Consider the following 15,237-nt stretch of genomic DNA (forward strand, 5'->3'; position numbering starts at 1 on the left):
GGAAACCTGACAGGTATACGCATGAGGATACTCCATACGGCAGATCTGCATCTCGGGCGGCAGTTCAACGGCCTGCCGCTGGAGGCAGATCATGATGCCATCCTTGGCCAGATCCTTGATGCGCTCGTGTCCAGGGATGCGGATGTCCTCGTCATCGCCGGGGATATTTTCGACCGGGCCGCCCCGCCTGCCCCCGCCGTCCGCCAGTTCAACGCCTTCCTCTTGCAGGTCGCCTCACAGAGCCGCGCGGCGGTGGTGATGATCGCCGGTAATCATGATTCCGGTGACCGTATTGCCGCGATGTCCGTCATGACCGACACACGCCGCGCCCTGATCCGGGGTGTCATCAGCGCCAGCGAGATGCCGCTTGTTCTGCAGGATGCAGCAGGACCGGTGGCCTTCACCGGTCTGCCTTTCGCCTATGAGCACGCCGCCCGCGAGTGTTTTTCCGATGACACCCTGCAAAGCCCGGAGGACGTGCTGCGCGCCCAGATCGCCAGCGCCCGAAACAATCTGCCCGAAGGAGTGCGCTGGGTTGCGGTCGCCCATGCCTTTGTGGCCGGAGCCTCCAACAGCGAAAGCGAACGGCCCCTGACCCGGGTCGGAGGCATCGAGACCGTCAGCACGGAGGTGTTCACTGGCGCCCACTATGTCGCGCTCGGGCATCTGCACAGGCCGCAGGAGGTGGGAGCACCCCATATCCGCTATTCCGGATCGCCTCTGGCTTTCGGTTTCGATGAGGCAGACTGTGCGAAATCCATGAGCCTTGTCGAGCTGGATGCCGCAGGCCGGACCATGGTCGAGGAAATTCCCTTCACCCCGCTGCGCCGCGTGCGCGTGCTGAAGGGAACCCATGCGGAGCTGCTCCAGGCGCCGCCCTCGGGCGATTTCATCAAGGCCGTTCTCACCGACGAAGCACCGGTCATCGATGGGATGAAGCGGCTGCGGGAGGTGTTTCCCAATGCCTGCGAACTCGTCTACGAGCGCCACCAGCGCGCACCGGAGATGAAATCCGCGAGCTACACGGTGGCAGCGGCCGACCCGGTGACGGTGATGGGCGATTTCCTGGAGCAGGTGCGGGGCAACCGCCTGTCTGAGGCGGAACTGAAGGTTCTCGGCGCCGCGCTGGAGCGCCTGCGCATGAAGGAGGACGGGCAATGAGACCGGTCAGGCTCACCCTTCAGGCCTTCGGCCCCTACCCCGGCCGGGTCAGCATTGACTTCCGCAAGGCAGTCGATGCCGGTCTTTTCGGCATCTATGGCCAGACGGGCTCGGGCAAATCGACGATCTTCAGCGCCATGACCTTCGCCCTTTTCGGCGAGGCCGCCAAGGCGGAGCAGGACGCCTCCTCGCTGCGGTCAGACCATGCCGATGCGGACATGCTGACCGAAGTCGAATTTGTCTTCGACATCGCAGAGCACCGCTACACCGCCCTGCGCCGCCCGGAACAGATGCGCCTCAAGACCCGGGGCGGCGGCGAAACCCGCAGCGCGCACGAAGCCTATCTCTTCGATGCCTCCGGCCTGGAGCCGGAGGAGATTTCACAGGCGCAGCGCGGCCGGATCATCGCCGAAAAGAAGGTGCGGGACGTGGATGCGGCCATCGAGGATCTGCTCGGCTATGGTGCGCGGCAGTTCCGCCAGATCGTGCTGCTGCCGCAGGGCCGTTTTGAGGCGTTTCTCGCTGCCAAGACAAAGGAGCGGCTGGAGATCCTGCGCGAGCTCTTCGACGTCTCCCGCTATGAAGCGCTCATGGCGGATTTGAAATCGGAAGCCGAGGCTGCCGAGCGGCATGTGCGCGAGGAGCTGGCCCTGTCCGACCGGCAGTTGAATGCGGAAGGCTTCGAAAGCTTCGATGCGCTGGACGAGGGCATCGAAGCGGCTCAGGCCCGCCTTGCCGGGCTCGAGCTTGCCCAGACAGAGGCAAGAGCGGAAACGGAGGCCGCCGAAAAGCGCCTGCGGCTTGCCGAAGCCCTTGAGGAGAAATTCGCCGCGGCAGATCAGGCGCAGGCACGGCTGGCGGAACTGGAAGCAGCTCGCCAGCAGATTGAGACGCTGGCCGGACAGGTGCGGCAGGCTGACCTTGCGCGCGGCCTCCTCGACCCGGAAGAGCGGGTGAAAGATGCAACGGCGGAAACCGAAAAGGCCGCCGGGGTATTGCAGCGGGCAGCGGAAACTGTCGAAAAGACCGCGAAAGCGGCGGCGGACGCAGAGGCGGCGCTGCAGCGCGAGGAGGCACGGTCTGACGAAGTGGAAACACTGCGCCGCCAGAAGGATGACCTTGGCCGCTACGGCCGTGTTCTGGAAGCAGCTGCCGGAAGCGAAGAGACAGCCTCCGCCGCGCTGAAGGCTCAGGAAGAGGCCGCAGCAAAGCTGGAGACGGCACAGGACAGGCTTGCCGGCCTGCGGCAGGAGCGGGACCGGGCGCAGGAATCCTTGAAAGTGCAGCGCGAGACGGAAAAGCAGCGCGCCCTTCTCGCCGGACAGCACCGCGACCTTGACGCAAGACATGCGGCTGCATCCGCTTATGCCAGAGCGCTTGAGGAGGTGTCCGAAGCCCGTAACGCGGAAGAGCGGCAGCAGCTTGTTCATGCCGCAACCCAGGAAAAGGCCGGACAGGCACAGCGGGATCTCGATGCCGCTGAACAGAGCCTTTCGGGCGCACAAGCGCTGCATCTGGCCACCCGGCTGGAGCCGGGCTCGCCCTGCCCCGTCTGCGGCGCCACCGAGCACCCGGCTCCCGCCACGGGCGAAGCCGCAAACGCAGGGCTGGACGCGGCCTTCCGGATGGCAAAGGCCGCATGGGAGGCAGCCAGCCGCGAGGTGGGCCAGGCGGCTGAAAGGCTGGCAGGCCTCAAGGCAACACGGGCGGAGCGGGAGGCGCGCCTTGCCGCGCTTTCACAGCCCGAAGAGCCTGCGCCGCTTCTGGCCGGACAACTGAAACAGCTGGCAGACGCGCTCGCTGCGCTCGGGCCGGAGGCAGATGCCGCTTCCGCCGAAGACGGTCTTGCCGCGCTGGACCGGCAGCTTGCCGCCCTTGAACTGGAGCGCGACAGGCTGCGGGATCAGTTCGAGGAAAGCCGCAACAGGGCAACGTCTGCCATCAGCGCCAGAGACAGCCAGCTTGCAGACGTGCCCGCAGACCTCCGGAGCCCGCAGGCCCTTGCTGCGGCCCTTCAAAAGGTCTCGCAGGCGCTGGACAAGCTTGTGGCCGGGCGGACGGCAGCCGCTACAGCTGACCGGGCAGCGCGGGAAAAGGCCCTTGCCGCCGCACGCGACCTCGAAAACGCCAGGGCGCAGCATCTGAGCTGCCAGGAGCGGCAGCAGAAGGCCGAGGAGGCATTTGCTGCAAGGCTTGCCGGAGCGGACCTGAGCCTTGAGGCTTTTCAGTCTCTCAAACCGGCGATCGCAACGCTTGATGCCGACAGGCAAGCCGTCGAAGCCTTCTGGCGCGAGCACCAGAGCGCGGAAGATGCTGCCAGCGCAGCGGCGCTGGCGACCGGCGATGCCAGCCGCCCGGATACTGCCTCCTTGCGTGAGGCGCATGCCGCCTTTGCTGAAAAACTGACGCTGGCATCCGAAGAGCGCGCCGCAGCTGCCAGCCGGGCGGCCCACCTCGAGCGCGTCAAGACCTCCCTGTCTGGGATGGTCGAGAAGGCGAAGACTGCGGAGGCTGAAACAGCCCCCTTGCGGGCGCTTGCAGCGCTGGTGAATGGCGCCAACCCGCAAAAGCTGACACTCGAGACCTTTGCCATCGGCGCCATGTTCGATCAGGTGTTGGAGGCGGCCAACCTGCGGCTGGCGCCGATGACGGCGAGCCGCTACCGGCTGGAGCGCGACATGGACGGCACGGGCGCCGGCAAGCGCGGCCTCGGCATTCAGGTCTTCGACATGCACACGGGCAAGGCGCGGGGCACAGGCACGCTCTCGGGCGGCGAAAGCTTCATCGCCGCCCTCGCCCTTGCACTTGGTCTTGCCGATGTGGTGGAAGGCGCCAGCGGCAAGGTGCGGCTCGACACGATCTTCATCGACGAAGGCTTTGGCAGTCTCGATACGGAAAATGGCTCGGGCACACTCGATCAGGTGCTGCAGGTGCTGGGCGCGCTGGTCAGCCAGAACCGGGCCGTCGGCCTGATTTCCCACGTGCCGCAGGTGCAGGAGGCCATTCCCAACGGCTTCCACATCCGCAAATCCGCCGCCGGCAGCAGCATCGAGGAACGCAGCCTGCCGTGATGATGTCCGGAAGCGCTTGAGAGCCGGACCCCGGAGGATTGTCTCTCCGGGGCCCGGTTCTTCGTTCATGCATCCGGTCAGGTCCTGAACTCAGTCCTTTCTGAGCGTCAGGGCCGGATTATGGGCAAAGAAGTTGTGTGGCATGATGTGGACGGTCTTCCACTCCGTCGACATGACCGGCCAGTCTTCCATGCGGGGAATGTGGTGGAAGCCGGCGGAGAACCAGGTCACGATGTCCTGCCCCATCAGGCTCCTGTCCTGCTTCACCCATTCGGCCAGCGTATCCGAACCGTCGCTCTGCATGGCGAACTTGCCGCCTGCATAGCGCTGCTCCGGATCATAGACCGTGTTCCAGACCGAATATTCGATGTAGGCATTGCGCTTCATCGGCGGATCGTTGGCAAAGTCGAACGGCCCGTAGGCAACATTGCCGTGATGGATCATCCAGCCCGGCTCATGGCCGAGATAGCCCTCGCGTGAGGGGTTCGAGATATGGAAGTAGCGCGGCTGCATGGCCGAGATCTTGTAGCGCGCCTCCAGCTCCGTGTGCGGCATGTTGTGCTCGACCGTCCACATCGACTTGCGCGGTGAGGACGGGTCAAGCTTCGCAGGCACGATGTCCATGGTGGAGAAGTGGTTCACCGGCTGATCGACGTCAAAATCGATGCGGAAGTTGAAATAGTGATCGTGATTGGCCGCAACGAGGTTCGGTGCGATCAGCGTGCCGTAAGCCGTATCTTCTTTTGCCGTAGCATCCTTCATCGAGGTTGAGACAACGCCCTTCACGGCATCTAGCCCGGTGGCCCCGACATAGATGTTGATCTGCCCGTTCTGCTGCAGGCGGTAGTCGATGAGGTAGTCGTAGTTGCCCACTTCCGAGGCGGTGCGCACCACGAGCTCGGTCGCGGGACGCCCTTCCGCCGGAACAGATGTTTCCGGGGTCTGGGCAAAGACCTCGAAATGCCGCCAGGCCGGATCACCGGTGTTGCGCTCGAAGACGCAGATGGCATCGGGAATGACCAGCGGCTCCCCCTTGTCATCGGCAATGGTCGCCGGGAGGAAGGTGGCGTGCCTGGGGCAATCGATCCCGGCCCGCAGCGGGCTCAGGAACAGGCCGAAGCCATATTCGCCGCTGTCCATGTAGGTGCGCCAGTACCAGCCCTCGGTCGGGTCCATATAGGGCACGAAGACCTCGGACAGATGCGCCTGATAGATGACGGACCGCCATGTTCCCTGATCGTTGACATCAAGGTTCGAGATCACGAGGCCCGGGCGCTTGTCGATGCGGAAATTGAAGCGCCAGATGTCCCATTCAAGATGACTGCCCTTGACCGTGAAGTTCGGGCCGCCTTCCTGCGACAGCGTGGCGGGATTGGACTGCGGGCGCAGCGGCAGGCGCGCGGCCACTTCCTCCTCCGTATAGCCCCAGCCATCCTGAGGCAGCGCAATGGTGCCGGTGTCGATGACGCGCTGCACCTCCTTCTTGCCGATATCGTAGATGGCGAAAAGCCCCTCGATCGGCTTGGCATAGAAGTTGGATCCATCCGGCACCTTGTAGCAGGGCACCTTCATCAGACGGGAGTTCGTGTATTCCTCGGTAAAGAAGTTCCCGCCCGTCAGCGGCAGGCAGAAGGCCTCTTCCGGCGTCACCCCGCGCCGGGCAAGGCCCGCCACCATCTCCGGATGGCTGAGAGCGCCCTCCAGCGCGTCGATGAACTCCGTGAAGAGCACCATCGGCTGGCCTGCCGCCTGCTCATTGCTTTCGACCGTGCCTTGCGTGATGTTGACGACCGCCTCGCCAAAGCCGCCGGCGTTGGTGAAGTAGACGGTTGCCTTGCGGTCGAGGCTGGAGCCTTCGGTCCAGGCCAGAACATCCGCTTTGGGCGGCTCCTTCAGCTCGATCAGCGGATAGAGCGTGTCATCGTCCGTAACCTTCTGCTCGCGCAGGATCTGGTTGATCTTCTGATATTCCTCCGCCGTCAGCCCGTCGAGTGGATGGGCAGCAGCTCCTGAGGCCCAAAGCCCCGCGCCCAGTCCCTGAGCCAATGCTCCGGACGCCAGATGTCTTGTCAGTTTCATCCGTGTTCCCTCTTGTTTTTTGCTGTTGTCCCAAGGCCGCTGATGCTGGCGCATCACGCCTTGAAAAGCTCAAGCTTCCGCACCCCGGAAGGCTTCAGGGATCCGATTGTGCAAGCGGGCTGGCCGTCAGACTTGGACGAAGCCGACAGGGCCATTGAAAAAAACCGTCAGCTGCCGTTGGCGGCAGTCCTTGGAGTTGCGCCGTATTTCCTGCGGAACTCGCGGTGGAAATAGGACAGGTCGTTAAAGCCGCAATCCAGGGCAATCGAGGTGACTGTCTCGCCCGGACGGCGGCGCCCACCGGTCAGCCTTGCATGGGCTAGCTCAAGACGGCGCTCAAGCAGGCGCCGGCCCGGCGTTTCTCCAAGCGGCTGAAAATGGCGCTGAAGCGTGCGTTCGGACACATTGAGCCGCATCGCCAATTCCCGCGGCCCGAAGGCCGGATCGGATCTGTAGCGGTCGATCAGTTGCAGGGCACGGGACAAAAGCCCGGTGCCGCGTTCCGGCAGGCCGCCTGTCCGCAGGGAACTGACATAGGCACCCAGCAGGCTGAACATCGCCTCGCCCAGTTCCGTCTGGGCACCCGAACCGGCCGACATCTTGGAAAGAACCGCCCGCATCGCCAGCCAGAGCGGATCGCTGCGGGAGATGGGCAGGCCGCCATCGCAGGCATGGCCGAAACGCCCGGCAATCTCCTCCTTCGGCAAATGCAGGGAAATCTGCCGGGACTGCACGGCGCCGTATGAGAATTCCGAGGGCCTTGCCGCATCGACCAGGACCATGTCCCCGGCCGAGAGCAAGGTGGAGTGGCTTTCCTGAGCGATCCGGCAGCAACCGCTCTCCTGCACGATCAGGAAGAAATACTCGCCCGGCGCCTGCCGGATCGCCCGGGCATCACGCACGACGGCCGATGCATCGAGAGCAACGGCGGCTGTGTCGAATGGCCCGGTGCGGCGGCCCGAGACCGCGCCATGGATGACGCCGCCCGGCCGCCTGGTTTGCAGGAAAAAGGCGCCGCAGACCCTGTTCAGGTCCGCCTGCAGTTCCTCGACAGGCACCTGCCGGTGCTGAGGCGTCGTCAGCGGCTCCATGGCGTCCTCCCCGTTTCCGCAAAGCCCTTCAACCTGCCCAGTTCACCACAGATCGGGGGCTTTGCCTATCACCGGGCCTATCACCGGACCTGCCGCAAGGCCTACGACCGGGAGGAAGCAGCACGGGAGCAGAGGACGACGCTCAGGCAGGGCCGCTGGCGAGGGTCTTGCGGTATTCGGCAACCGGAAGACCGCCGATGCCCCAGTCTTCCATTGCCACCTCGTCGATGACGACAAAGGTCGTTGCCGGGTTCTTGTCCAGCACATCGGCGAGCAGGCGGGTGACGCCTGCGATGAGACGGGCCTTCTGGCCGGCCGTTGCCCCTTCGCGGGTGATCTTGATGTTCACATAAGGCATGGCTGCTCCTTTGAGTTTTCCCGGACAGAAAACGAAATCAGGGATTAAGGCTGGCGTTCGATGATCTGAAAGACCTTGGCGATGATCCGCCACTGCCCCTCGCTGCGCACAAGGGTGAGAAAATCCACGAAGTCCCGCTGCCCGATCGAGCAGCGCACCCGGGCAAAGGCGGTGTTGCCCCCGGCCAGATCGATGGCATCGATGTGGTCGCGGCGCGGCTCGCCCCGCAACGCCGGTGACTGCCGGGCCGCGACAACCGGGACATATTCTTCCATGGTGCGGTAAAGCAGCGGCGTCTCATCGGCGGTGGCATAGATTGCCCTGGGATGAAAGACGCGCTGCAGGATGCCTGTGTCGCAGAAATACAGCGCATCGAAATAGTCCTGCAGGACCGCAGTGATCTCGTGAAAAGCCCGTGTCATGCGGCTTCTCCGTCCAGAAGGCCTTCTTCCTGCATCGCCTGCCGCACCGATGCACGCTCCGCAATCCGGGCGAGATAGGCGGCCGCATGCGGCCAGCGTGCCAGATCCACCCCGATGAAACGGGTCCAGTTCAGCACCACGGCCAGATAGGCGTCTGCCACGCTGAACCGGCTGCCCAGAACGAAGCTGCGGCCATCGGCCAGCCCGTGCTCGACATCGCCGATGCGCCGCTCCAGCTGGGCTGAGGCCGCCGCCTTCTCCCCGTCTGCGAGCGGCTTGCCACGGAAATAGGGGCTGAATGCCTTGTGCAGTTCCGAGGCGGTGAAGTTCAGCCATTCCTGCAGGCGCGCGCGCTCCACGGTGCCCGGCGCAGGCGCAAGTCCGGCCTCAGGATGGCTGTCGGCCAGAAACTGCAGGATCGCAGGGTTTTCCGTCAGCACCACACCGCCCTCGATCTCCAGCGCGGGCACATAGCCCTTCGGATTGATCTGGCGGTAGTCGGCACCAGAGCCGGTCAGCCCGGCTTCGGTATCGACCTTTTCGGCCGTAAAGGGCAGTCCGAGTTCATGCAGTACGATCCGCGATGACATGGAACAGGCGCCGGGCTTGTAATAGAGCTTCATGAGAAGGGTCCTTGCTGTTGATGGCTGGAGGGTAGGCATTCCAGTTTCCCTTGCCAACCTGGTTTCCATCAGTTACCTGATTATCAGGTTTCTCCGCAGTAACCCCATGAACAGTCATGGCAGGGACCGGTTCCAGACATGAGCCTGAAACTTCGCAAGAACCACAGCGCACGGCCGCCCACACCCTGCGCCCTGACCGAGTGCATGGCCATCATCGCCGGGGCCTGGGCGCCGAATGTGATCTGGCATCTGCGCGCCGGGCCGCGGCGGTTCAGCGAGTTGCGGCTGGATATCCCGCCGGTCTCCGCCAAGGTTCTGTCGCAGCGCCTGCGTGAGCTGGAGAGCAAGGGCGTGCTCACCCGCACCATCCAGCCCACCTCGCCGCCTTCCGTCGAATATGCGCTGACGCCCCTTGGCGAGGAACTGGTCCCGGCGCTGGATGCCATCGTCGCGGTCGGCCACAAGCTGAAGGCAGCCGCCGGGAACGGGGCTGATCCCGTCTGAAGGGATCAGCCCTTTGCAGCATTCCCTGCTGACAGGCCGGGCAGACAGTTGCTATTGGTTTGGGATGCAGAATGAAACCCGGTTCATCGAGTGGCAGCATCATGCGGAAGGGCCGGAGAAAGCGCCCATATTTCCGGATGGATGCCGCGACCTGCTGATCATCCGGAATACGGACGGGCCTGCAGACATCGTCTTGACCGGACTGGATTTCCGGCCCCGCATTGCCGCTCTGCGTCCCGGCGTCCGGATCACGGGCTACCGCCTGCGCCCGGGTGCTGCCCTGTCGCCCAAGGCCTTTGAGGCTGTTGCCGCCGATGCCAGCCGCGCACAAGCCATCGTGGAAGAGGAATGCGGCGGGCACACCGGTCTGGATGACGCCATTGCGGCACTCGCCGCCCCTTGCGCCACCGCCGGGTCCGCCGCGCGGGATCTAGGCGTTTCCCTCCGGACCATGCAGAGGCTCTTTCTGAACAAGCACTTGCCGCCACCGGACTTCTGGCGTCTGCTCGCCCGGGCGCGTCATGCGGCCACCCTGCTCGCCACCACTGCGCCGCTTGCGGACATCGCTGACAGATGCGGCTTCAGCGATCAGGCCCACATGACCCGGGAGCTCGTCAGGTGGTTCGGGCTGAGCCCGGGTCATCTGCGCCGCAACACGGCGGTCATCGGTCTGCTGTCTCAGCCCGCGCTCGGCAACTGGACCGGCGAACAGATCTCGACAAGATAACCGTTCAGGTCGCCGGCATAGGCGGTAGTCTGCCCCCACGGCTCGTCGCGAACCTGCTGCACCGGCTTTGCCCCTGCTGCAACCGCACGGTCGAATGCCGCCTGGACATCATCTGTCTCAAAGGCGATTTCGAACACAGGCGCTTGCAGCACTGGCTTTCCGGGCTTCTTGCCGAGCTGTTTCATCAGTTCAACCGACGAAAACGCGAGTTTCGTGCCCCCTGTCGCCAGTTCCCCATAATCCCCCGATGCGTGCAGGAAGCTCCGCTTCAGACCGAACGCGCGCTCGTAGAAATCAAGCGTTGCCGCGACATCTTCGACATAAAGGATCGTATATCTCAGGATCATTCAGTTCCTCCAAGGCATGTGGTGCCAGAGGGACATCTGAACATGAGCGGCAGATTTGTCTTGAAGGATCACGCCAGGCCGGCATTTTCCCATCGGCATTTCACCGCCTGCATTTCCCCGCAGGGCCCAGTACAGCGCCTGCACCCAGCATTCGGGGCTGGACCTGCGCCTATCGGTCCAGTGAAAATCTGTTCATCGCCCCGCCATGCAAATCCTTGCCGCCGCAAAGGATCCAAACCTCGGCCGAGACGCAGAGCTTCAAACAGTTGCGCCCTGAAACATGGGGAACCATCAGGCCCGGGCCGAAGAGCACTGAACCATTCAGAAGTGCCTTATGGTTCGCGTGGCCGCCTGCAGACTGAGGAAAGCTTGATAGCGGTGTTCGTGGATCTCGGCCCAATCGCAGATAACCGGCTCGTAGACGGCATCAATGGCTGACATTGCCCCCATCGCATGGCGAATGTCGGGAAATGCCCCGGAAGCAACGCTCCCCAGCATGGCGGCGCCGAGGAGGACCGGCTCGGCAGCGGCAGGGCTCAGAACCGGCTTGCGGCACGTATCGGCCAGGATCTGCCGGACCAGCGGACTTGCACCCGCCCCGCCGCTGATGACGGCACGCTGCACCGGTGCACCTGCCCTCGCCTGCGTTTCGATGATCTGGCGCAGCCCATAGCCGATCCCGCAGAGACCGGCGATATAGAGCGCAATCAGGCTTTCGAAGTCCCGTTCCATGCCAAGCCCGGCAATGATGGCGCGGGCATGCGGATCTGCGAAGGGAGCGCGGTTTCCCAGGAACTCCGGAACGACATGCAGACCGGTGGCAAGGGTCACGGCTGCGGATGCATCGGATACCCTCTCAGCAGCCGCAGCAGCCATGAAGGCCGGGAGGGGTTTACCCAGTTCGCGCGCCTTCATCGCCGCCTCACCGGCAGCCGGGTGGAAGGAGAGCAACTGGTCGATCGCGGCTCCCGCGGCACTCTGCCCGCCCTCGTTCAGCCACATGCCGGGCACCATGGCGGAGTAATACGGCCCCCATATACCGGGCACGAAGACCGGCCCGGCAGTCGACGTCATGGTGCAGGAGGACGTTCCGAAGACATAGGCCAGAGTGTCAGCCGGGTTGCCGCCGGCCCCGACCGTGCCAATCCCGCCCGCATGGGCGTCGATCATTCCGGCGGCAACCGCGGTGCCAGGCCTCAGCCCCATTGCGGCAGCAGCGTCCACGGTCAGACCGGCGCCCAGCCTGCTGCCCGGGTCCACGATATCCGTACCGATGCGGGCAAAGCCCTCATCGGCCAGTTCACCCAGCCCGATCTTCCGGAAGTAATCACCATCCCAGCGGCGTTCATGGGCAAGATAGGTCCACTTGCAGGTGACCGTGCAGGTCGAACGGGCCAAGCTGCCCGCCGCCTTCCACGTCAGAAAGTCCGCAAGGTCGAAGAACTGCCAGGCGGCTGCGAAGGTCTCAGGGCGGTTTTCCTTCAGCCACAGGATCTTCGGCGTTTGCATTTCCGGTGAAATGCGGCCGCCGGTGTAGCGAAGAACGTCATGTCCGGTTGCGTTGATGCGCTCGGCCTGGGCTATGGCGCGGTGGTCCATCCAGACAATGATGTCCCGTTCCCCATCTCCGGAAGGACCGGCGGCAAGCGGCCTGCCGCCCTCACCCAGAACAACCAGCGAGCAAGTGGCATCAAACCCGAGCCCGGCGACATGCGCCGGATCTATGCGAGCCGTGGAAACGGCTTCACGGATGACGGCGCAAACCGCATCCCAGATCTCCGTGCTCGACTGTTCGGCGATCGAGCCGGCTTCCCGGAACAGCGAAATGTCGCGTTTGGCGGCCGACACCATATGACCACTCAGGTCAAAAACACCTGCACGGGCGCTTGCCGTCCCCACATCAATACCGATGACGTAACGCGGGCGCCCCTCGGACGGGGTATGTGCTGGTGTCATGGTTCTCTTCTCCGCGGCGGGTGTTCAGCTCTGGGTACGGGGCCGCGCAACGTCATTCGAGCCCTCCGCCTCAGGGCCAAGACCATAGCTCATCCGCTTCATCTGGCCGATCACCCGCTCCATTTCATCGTCGGACAGAACCGGCGGCGTCCCGAGCGTCAGCACCTGCACATACATGCGCGACAAGGTTTCCACCTCGATCGCGAGCCACAACGCCTGCTCCAGATCCTGACCCAGCGAGATCTGGCCATGCTGGCCGAGCAAGCAGGCAAGCCGGCCGTCGAGTGCTTTCAGGGCGTGATCGGAAAGCTCCTGTGTGCCGAAAGTTGCATATTCCGCACAGCGGATCGTCGTGCCCCCGGCAACACCAACCATGTAGTGAAAGGCCGGAATGGTCTTGTGGTGGCAGGCAAGCGTCGTGGCATACATCGAATGGCAATGCAGCACGACATTGATGTCAGGCCGGTTCTTCAGGATATCCCGGTGGAAGCGCCATTCGGAGGACGGCCTCCGGCCAGCATAAGTGCCGTCAAAGTCCATCTCCACCAGATCGTCCGGTGTCATGAGATCATATGGCAGGGAAGATGGCGTGATCAGGAAGCCGCCGCCGGTCCGGACCGACAGGTTGCCTGCCGTGCCCTGGTTTATGCCGCTGGAGTTCATCCCGCGGCAGATGCCGACCATATTACGGCGCAGATCGTGGATATCAGTTTCGCTCATGACATGTCCTTTCTGGAAGAGTTGCCGGCCTGGCGGGCCTGTTCACGCCAGCGTTGATGGTAAGACCTCATGAGGCCAGCTGGTGCCGTAACGGCGGCAGCGGTCCGCAGATGCAGACTGTCCAGAGCCCGCGCCGTGCCGTGAGACGCCAGCAGCGCCGCACCTGTTGCAACGCCATAGGCATCGAGGTTGAAGAGGGTTTCGCCGCAGCCCCGGAATGCGGCAACCAGTCCGGCAAACAGCGGATCCCCGAGGTAGCTTCCGTCGAGCACCGCCGTCCCCTGGGCCTTCAACGCATCGAGGCATTCGGCTGACAGCTGCGCAACGAAGATCAGGGCAAGGGCGCGCCGCTCGGCCGCATTCTGCGGCGGAGGACCGGCAATATGTCCTCGTCCCGCACTGCCGGGGAAGAACCCGTCACCGTCGCCGAAGCTCGGCAGTGCCATGGTGCCGCGTGCGATCAGCGCCATCGCCACATCCGGATCAACGGCGGTTCCCCCACCCTCGCCCGCAAGAAGCGCAAACTCACGGCCACCCATGGCAAGGGCGCCTGCGACAGGGCAGCCGTGGACGTCGCTGTTGATCGTCATGCCGGCCATCTCATCGAGCCCGTCGAGCGGCGTCATGCGGCTCATGCCTGCGATCCAGGTGCCGGTCGAGAGAATGGCAGCCCCGGAAAGCCCGGCGGCCTGATAGCGGTAGAAATTGGCGCTGCTGTCGTGAATGCCGGCCAGCACATCCAGTCCCTCCGGCAAACCGAAACGGCGTGCAAGGCCGGGACGCACCGTCCCAAGACTGGCCCAGGCCGGAGCAAAGGGCGGCAGCAGCCGCTCCCAGCCGCGCATGGCGACAATCGGTGTGTGGCAATTGTCCGGCGTGTTCCAGAGATGGGACTGCGCGCCGAGACAGGTCTTCTCCGAAACCGCAACCCCGGTCATCCGCCACGCCCAATATTGCGGCAGGGACAGAAACCAGCGGCCTGCGGCAAACCGCTCCGGCTCGGCGGTTTCCATCCACAGAAGCTGCCGGGCCTGGTGCGTGGCACCGTGCATGATGGCGCTGCCGCGATCACGAAAGGAGCCGGCCAAAGGCACATAGGCCTCGCGGACCGCGGACGGCAGGGGCTGCTCGTAGTCGATCATCGGCAGGGCAGCGCCATCTCCTGCATCAGGATCCGGACCGGTCAGAACTCCGCCGGAACCATGCGCGGTGCAGACGAATGTCTGGAGCGGATGACGCCGGGTGAGCGCCGCCAGTTCTTCAAAGATCCAGCCGCCGAGCCCGGCCAGGTCATGATGCTGCCATGGCGGGCCCGGACGAACCGGATTTGCAATGGCCACGGTCTCCACCACACCGCCTGTGGCAGTCATGGCATTCAGCTTCACGTTGGTCTTGCCAATATCGAGGACGCAGATGCTGGCAAGGGGCTCCGGTTCAGCCATTGACATTCCTCCTGGACGGCACCGCGGCCAGTCTCCTGCATCAGTTCATGAGGCGGATATCCGGCTCGGCACTGCCCTCAATGACCGCAATTCCATTCGGCACGTCGTTCTGCTCAACCTTGAACCGGATCTGATCCTCCGGCAGGCCGTAGCTCCGCCACCGTTCCGTCAGCCGGCGCTTCAGCTCCTCTGGCGGCACATCGGCAAAGACGGAAAAGTCGAAGAGCGGCTTCAGTCCGTCCCAGGGCGGCTGGCGCAGCAGCAGATAGTTGCCCTCGCAGATGATGATGCCGGTCTGACGTGGTATCAGCAGCGCCCCGGCCCGCGCGATCTCGATCCCGCGATCGAATACCGGCACCGCGATCGTGTCTTCGGCATTCTCCTTGAGCCGCAGCAGCATGTGCCGGAGCCCGTGAACATCGAACGTATCAGGCGCCCCCTTGTGCGCGCGGCGGCCCATGGCCTCCAGCACCTGATCATCATAGTGATAACCATCCATCGGCAGCACCGCAGCAAGACCCGGCTGTCTCCGGTTGATCCAGGCCGCAACCGCCTCAGCGGCGGTGGACTTGCCCGATCCCGGTGCGCCGGCAATGGCCAGCAGCACGCGGGCTCCGCCCTTGGCTTCACGGCGCGCCAGAGCCTCCCGGCCCAGCCTCTCTGCATTTTCATCCAGCGTTGTCATCAGCCACGCTCCCCGGCGCGCATGGGCCCGGCCAAGGGCCGGGCACCGGAA

The 15,237-nt window shown here is 64.2% G+C and carries 14 protein-coding genes; 4 read left to right on the forward strand and 10 right to left on the reverse strand.

Annotated elements, in window-relative coordinates; genetic code table 11:
• Positions 1 to 21 precede the first annotated feature (21 nt).
• Both AC0CMF_RS17325 and AC0CMF_RS17330 read left to right on the forward strand, forming a co-directional pair.
• Positions 22 to 1,161 (forward strand): exonuclease SbcCD subunit D, encoded by a 1,140-nt coding sequence (locus AC0CMF_RS17325; RefSeq protein ID WP_374628819.1) that lies wholly within the window; start codon positions 22 to 24, stop codon positions 1,159 to 1,161.
• On the forward strand, positions 1,158 to 4,232 hold the full coding sequence (locus tag AC0CMF_RS17330; RefSeq protein ID WP_374628820.1) for an AAA family ATPase: 3,075 nt from the start codon (positions 1,158 to 1,160) through the stop codon (positions 4,230 to 4,232). The genes AC0CMF_RS17325 and AC0CMF_RS17330 overlap by 4 nt, the downstream gene beginning before the upstream one ends.
• 90 nt (positions 4,233 to 4,322) lie before the next feature.
• Here AC0CMF_RS17330 and AC0CMF_RS17335 read toward each other — a convergent pair whose 3' ends face one another.
• The 5 genes from AC0CMF_RS17335 to gstA all read right to left on the reverse strand — a co-directional run bounded on the left by AC0CMF_RS17335 (position 4,323) and on the right by gstA (position 8,805).
• Entirely contained in the window at positions 4,323 to 6,311 is a 1,989-nt protein-coding gene (locus tag AC0CMF_RS17335; RefSeq protein ID WP_374628821.1) for a copper amine oxidase, read from the reverse strand.
• 167 nt (positions 6,312 to 6,478) lie between these two features.
• Positions 6,479 to 7,402, reverse strand: a complete 924-nt coding sequence (locus AC0CMF_RS17340) for a helix-turn-helix domain-containing protein (protein ID WP_374628823.1) — start codon at positions 7,400 to 7,402, stop codon at positions 6,479 to 6,481.
• A gap of 142 nt (positions 7,403 to 7,544) precedes the next feature.
• The gene (locus AC0CMF_RS17345; protein WP_374628824.1) at positions 7,545 to 7,760 is read right to left on the reverse strand and encodes a tautomerase family protein; all 216 of its coding nucleotides are present in this window, start codon (positions 7,758 to 7,760) and stop codon (positions 7,545 to 7,547) included.
• A 44-nt stretch (positions 7,761 to 7,804) separates the two neighbouring features.
• Entirely contained in the window at positions 7,805 to 8,182 is a 378-nt protein-coding gene (locus AC0CMF_RS17350; RefSeq protein WP_374628825.1) for a nuclear transport factor 2 family protein, read from the reverse strand.
• Positions 8,179 to 8,805 (reverse strand): glutathione transferase GstA, encoded by a 627-nt coding sequence (gene gstA / locus AC0CMF_RS17355; RefSeq protein ID WP_122520854.1) that lies wholly within the window; start codon positions 8,803 to 8,805, stop codon positions 8,179 to 8,181. The genes AC0CMF_RS17350 and gstA overlap by 4 nt, the downstream gene beginning before the upstream one ends.
• Before the next feature lie 138 nt (positions 8,806 to 8,943).
• On the opposite strand from gstA, the gene AC0CMF_RS17360 reads away from it, so the two are divergent.
• Both AC0CMF_RS17360 and AC0CMF_RS17365 read left to right on the forward strand, forming a co-directional pair.
• Positions 8,944 to 9,309 (forward strand): winged helix-turn-helix transcriptional regulator, encoded by a 366-nt coding sequence (locus AC0CMF_RS17360; protein ID WP_058898947.1) that lies wholly within the window; start codon positions 8,944 to 8,946, stop codon positions 9,307 to 9,309.
• 193 nt (positions 9,310 to 9,502) lie between these two features.
• On the forward strand, positions 9,503 to 10,036 hold the full coding sequence (locus AC0CMF_RS17365) for a helix-turn-helix domain-containing protein (RefSeq protein ID WP_374628826.1): 534 nt from the start codon (positions 9,503 to 9,505) through the stop codon (positions 10,034 to 10,036).
• Here the strand turns inward: AC0CMF_RS17365 and AC0CMF_RS17370 are convergent.
• The 5 genes from AC0CMF_RS17370 to AC0CMF_RS17390 all read right to left on the reverse strand — a co-directional run bounded on the left by AC0CMF_RS17370 (position 9,988) and on the right by AC0CMF_RS17390 (position 15,186).
• On the reverse strand, positions 9,988 to 10,383 hold the full coding sequence (locus AC0CMF_RS17370; RefSeq protein WP_050472966.1) for a VOC family protein: 396 nt from the start codon (positions 10,381 to 10,383) through the stop codon (positions 9,988 to 9,990). The genes AC0CMF_RS17365 and AC0CMF_RS17370 overlap by 49 nt on opposite strands.
• 321 nt (positions 10,384 to 10,704) lie before the next feature.
• Complete coding sequence (locus AC0CMF_RS17375) at positions 10,705 to 12,339, reverse strand: FGGY-family carbohydrate kinase (RefSeq protein WP_374628828.1); 1,635 nt, start codon at positions 12,337 to 12,339, stop codon at positions 10,705 to 10,707.
• Positions 12,340 to 12,363: 24 nt separating this feature from the next.
• Positions 12,364 to 13,059 (reverse strand): class II aldolase/adducin family protein, encoded by a 696-nt coding sequence (locus tag AC0CMF_RS17380; protein ID WP_374628829.1) that lies wholly within the window; start codon positions 13,057 to 13,059, stop codon positions 12,364 to 12,366.
• Positions 13,056 to 14,501 carry an FGGY family carbohydrate kinase gene (locus AC0CMF_RS17385; RefSeq protein WP_374628830.1) on the reverse strand — a complete coding sequence of 482 codons (1,446 nt, stop codon included), beginning with the start codon at positions 14,499 to 14,501 and terminating at the stop codon, positions 13,056 to 13,058. Before AC0CMF_RS17385 ends, AC0CMF_RS17380 begins: the two co-directional genes overlap by 4 nt.
• Before the next feature lie 40 nt (positions 14,502 to 14,541).
• Positions 14,542 to 15,186, reverse strand: coding sequence for a nucleoside/nucleotide kinase family protein (locus AC0CMF_RS17390; RefSeq protein ID WP_374628831.1), 645 nt, complete (start codon positions 15,184 to 15,186; stop codon positions 14,542 to 14,544).
• Positions 15,187 to 15,237: the final 51 nt, after the last annotated feature.

Source organism: Pannonibacter sp. CBAS1226, assembly GCF_055685825.1.

Coding starts and splice junctions, on each gene's coding strand:
- AC0CMF_RS17335 (WP_374628821.1), bottom strand. CDS start 6,311: ATGAAACTGACAAGACATCTGGCGTCCGGAGCATTGGCTCAGGGACTG.
- AC0CMF_RS17360 (WP_058898947.1), top strand. CDS start 8,944: ATGAGCCTGAAACTTCGCAAGAACCACAGCGCACGGCCGCCCACACCC.
- AC0CMF_RS17380 (WP_374628829.1), bottom strand. CDS start 13,059: ATGAGCGAAACTGATATCCACGATCTGCGCCGTAATATGGTCGGCATC.
- AC0CMF_RS17385 (WP_374628830.1), bottom strand. CDS start 14,501: ATGGCTGAACCGGAGCCCCTTGCCAGCATCTGCGTCCTCGATATTGGC.
- AC0CMF_RS17330 (WP_374628820.1), top strand. CDS start 1,158: ATGAGACCGGTCAGGCTCACCCTTCAGGCCTTCGGCCCCTACCCCGGC.
- AC0CMF_RS17370 (WP_050472966.1), bottom strand. CDS start 10,383: ATGATCCTGAGATATACGATCCTTTATGTCGAAGATGTCGCGGCAACG.
- AC0CMF_RS17350 (WP_374628825.1), bottom strand. CDS start 8,182: ATGACACGGGCTTTTCACGAGATCACTGCGGTCCTGCAGGACTATTTC.
- AC0CMF_RS17345 (WP_374628824.1), bottom strand. CDS start 7,760: ATGCCTTATGTGAACATCAAGATCACCCGCGAAGGGGCAACGGCCGGC.
- gstA (WP_122520854.1), bottom strand. CDS start 8,805: ATGAAGCTCTATTACAAGCCCGGCGCCTGTTCCATGTCATCGCGGATC.
- AC0CMF_RS17340 (WP_374628823.1), bottom strand. CDS start 7,402: ATGGAGCCGCTGACGACGCCTCAGCACCGGCAGGTGCCTGTCGAGGAA.
- AC0CMF_RS17325 (WP_374628819.1), top strand. CDS start 22: ATGAGGATACTCCATACGGCAGATCTGCATCTCGGGCGGCAGTTCAAC.
- AC0CMF_RS17390 (WP_374628831.1), bottom strand. CDS start 15,186: ATGACAACGCTGGATGAAAATGCAGAGAGGCTGGGCCGGGAGGCTCTG.
- AC0CMF_RS17375 (WP_374628828.1), bottom strand. CDS start 12,339: ATGACACCAGCACATACCCCGTCCGAGGGGCGCCCGCGTTACGTCATC.